The organism is Variovorax sp. 20P10.2.4 (assembly GCF_058244205.1).
Genome location: NZ_JBZAYE010000785.1, coordinates 1 through 3,029, shown reverse-complemented (window position 1 = coordinate 3,029; position 3,029 = coordinate 1). Strand labels below are relative to the sequence as shown.

Here is a 3,029-nt window from a genome sequence, read left to right as displayed (position 1 = left end):
GTCGGTCGAGACACCGGCACGCAAGGCCACGGTGCGGCGCAACAAATCGAGCGGCACCGAATAAAGCGGCTTTCCGGCCTCGAAGCGGCCGATTCCGGCGCCGAATGCGCAATGAGGCGCTGCGCGGCGCATCGCGCATGCGGCACTGCACAAACGCAGTGCCCCGCAAATCAATGTCCCCCTGCGCGCTTCGCGCGGCGTTCCTGCGCTAGAGTGTTTCCAAGAGACAACCCGGGAGCACCGACATGGCCAGGAAAGCGCCACGCCGCACTGCACAACGCATTCTCGAAGCCGCGCTGGACCTGTTCAACCGCTTCGGGGAGCCGAACGTCTCCACCACGCTCGTGGCCGGCGAGCTCAACATCAGTCCCGGCAACCTCTACTACCACTACCCGGCCAAGGAAGAGCTGATCAACAAGCTCTACGAGGGCTACGAGACCGAGCTCGGCGAGCTGCTCCATGCGAGCGAGGGCATCCACGACGTGGAGGACGCCTGGTTCTTCATGCACAGCCTGTTCGAGCTGATCTGGCGCCACCGCTTCCTCTACCGCGACCTCAACGACCTGCTGAGCAAGAACCGGCATCTCGAGACCCAGTTCCAGCTCGTGCTCAAGCACAAGGTGCGCGCGATGCGCCAGCTGATCGCGGGCCTGGGCCGCGCCGGCCACCTCGAGATCGACGCGCAGGAGGTCGACACGCTGGCGCAGAGCATGGTGGTGGTGCTGACCTACTGGCTCAGCTACGAGTACGTGCGCAACCCGCGCCAGGCGCTCGAGCCGGCCCATGCGCAGGCCGCGCTGCTGCGCGGCGCCCGCCACACCCTGCACCAGCTCGCGCCCTATCTCGGCGCCGAGCAACGGCGCCATTTGCTGACACTGGGCCAGGCCTACGGCGGCGAAGATGCCGCCAGCAGCCCTCCCGCCTCGTCCCCTGCCGATATGGCCGCCTGAACCATGTCCCCCCACGATTTCAAACCGCTCCCGCTGATGTCGACCGCGACGGCCGGCGGTACGCCCGGCACCGCCGGTTCCAGCCCCTGGGCGCCGCTGCCCTACGCCGACGTGCCGCGCTTCGATGCGCGCAGCCTGATCGCGCACTGGGCGCGACTGCATGCCGGCCACGAGATGCCGGCGCCCGAGCACAACGAGGCGCTGGCCGAGGGCTGGGCGCTCTATCACAGCGGCGAGTTCGAACGCGCCGCGGCCATCGGCCTGCTGCACGGCGCCGAGGGACTGGCGCTGGCCAACCAGGCGACCGCGATCTATGCCAACTACCTCGAGCCGCGCGAGGCCGTGCGGCTCGCGATGTTCCGCCAGGTGGTGGAACGCGCCGGCGCGCAGGTCGCGGCCGAGCCCGACGACTGCCAGGCGCTGTACTGGCAGGCCTATGCGATGGGCCGCTACAGCCAGGGCATCAGCGTGGCGCGCGCGCTCGCGCAGGGCCTGGGCACGCGGCTCAAGGAGGCGCTCGAACGCGTGATCGCGCTCAAGCCGCGCCATGCCGACGCCCATGTCGCGCTCGCCGCCTTCCATGCCGAGGTGATCGACAAGGTCGGCGCGCTGGTCGGCCGCATGACCTACGGCGTGCGCGCCGAAACCGCCGTCGAGCTGTTCGAGCACGGCATCGCGCTGCATCCGCATTCGGCCAGCGCGCTGATGGAATACGCGCGCGCGCTGCTGATGCTGCATGGCGACGCGCGCATGGCCGAGGCCACGCGGCTCTACGAGAAGGCCGCGGCGCTCAAGCCGGCCGACGCGAAGGAACGGCTGGACGTGGAGCTCGCGCGCGCCGGCCTCTCCGAATAGGCCGTGGCCACGGCGGGGGATCCAGTCGGCGCGCGGCTGCGTACTGACCGGATGACCCGCCTTCCACACCCCCCTCCCGAACGCGCCCCCGCGGCGCGCCCCAGGCACCCGCTCGGCTGGCTGGCCGTGTGCGCGTGCGCCGCGCTCACGGCCTGCGCGACGCCGGCACCGACGATCGCGCCGGTGCCGGCGGTCGACATCGCGCGCTTCATGGGCGACTGGTACGTGATCGCGCACATCCCGACCTTTCCGGAGAAGAACGCGTTCAACGCCGTCGAGTCCTACACGCAGCGGCCCGATGGCCGCATCCAGACCGACTTCCGCTACCGCGACGGCAGCTTCGACGCGCCGGTCGAGACCCTGCATCCCGTGGCCACCGTGCGGCCCGGCACCGGCAACGCGGTCTGGGGCATGCAGTTCATCTGGCCGATCCAGGCCGAGTACGTGATCGCCGACGTGTCGCCCGACTACCGGAGCACCATCGTCGCGCGCAGCCAGCGCGACTACGTCTGGCTGATGGCGCGCACGCCCGAGTTGTCGCCCGAGGCCTACGCCCAGGCGCTGCGCAAGATCGAGGCCCTGGGCTACGACCTCGCGAAGCTGCGCCGGGTGCCGCAGCGCTGGCCGGAACGCTGACCCGGCCGCCGGCGCGCGGCGTTCGCGGGGGCTGGGCACAATCGCGGGCATGCACAGTCCGCTCGTCCCCGGGATCGCCTACAGCGTGCGCAGCTACGCGGGCGAATACGCCGGCCACGACCATGCGCACGCCCAGATCATGTTCGCGCTGGACGGCCGCATGGAGCTGGAGATCGGCGGCCGCGCCGCCTTCACCGACAGCTCCTGCGGAATGATCATTCCGGCCGGCGTGGCCCACACCTTCATGTCGCCGCGCGGCGTGCGCATGGTGGTCATCGACACGCCCCCGCCACCGGCGTCGACCGCATCCGGCGCTTCGCGGTCACGGCCGCCTGCAGGAACGACGTCGACCCGGCCCGGGCCGCGCAGCACCTGGCGCACGTGCTCGAGGCGCCCTCCATCCTCGCGCGCCGCGGCATCGACCTGGCACGGCTCGACACCGCCCTCGGCGGCGCGCTGCACGAGCCCTGGAACACCGCGCGCATGGCCGCCCTCTTCTTCCTGAGCCCGCAGCGCTTCCATGCGCGGCTGCTCGAACTGACGGGGCTGTCGCCGCAGGCCTACCTGCGCTCGCGCCGGCTCGACGCC

Annotated in this window: 5 protein-coding genes; 4 read left to right on the top strand and 1 reads right to left on the bottom strand. The window is 71.0% G+C overall.

Going from position 1 to position 3,029, the window contains the following annotated elements; genetic code table 11:
- Positions 1-245 precede the first annotated feature (245 nt).
- From AC27VN_RS37505 to AC27VN_RS37495, 3 genes are read left to right on the top strand one after another with little or no spacing between them, the layout of a single operon-like run.
- Positions 246-950, top strand: coding sequence for a TetR/AcrR family transcriptional regulator (locus AC27VN_RS37505; RefSeq protein WP_208511589.1), 705 nt, complete (start codon positions 246-248; stop codon positions 948-950).
- A gap of 3 nt (positions 951-953) precedes the next feature.
- The gene (locus AC27VN_RS37500) at positions 954-1,805 is read left to right on the top strand and encodes a hypothetical protein (protein ID WP_208511588.1); all 852 of its coding nucleotides are present in this window, start codon (positions 954-956) and stop codon (positions 1,803-1,805) included.
- A 51-nt stretch (positions 1,806-1,856) separates the two neighbouring features.
- Positions 1,857-2,441 (top strand): lipocalin family protein, encoded by a 585-nt coding sequence (locus AC27VN_RS37495; RefSeq protein ID WP_490879933.1) that lies wholly within the window; start codon positions 1,857-1,859, stop codon positions 2,439-2,441.
- 93 nt (positions 2,442-2,534) lie between these two features.
- On the opposite strand, the gene AC27VN_RS37490 is transcribed toward AC27VN_RS37495, so the two are convergent.
- Positions 2,535-2,822 (bottom strand): hypothetical protein, encoded by a 288-nt coding sequence (locus AC27VN_RS37490; protein WP_490879932.1) that lies wholly within the window; start codon positions 2,820-2,822, stop codon positions 2,535-2,537.
- On the opposite strand from AC27VN_RS37490, the gene AC27VN_RS37485 reads away from it, so the two are divergent.
- Positions 2,823-3,029: helix-turn-helix transcriptional regulator (locus AC27VN_RS37485; RefSeq protein WP_490879931.1), on the top strand; the 207-nt coding region annotated here is incomplete at its 3' end.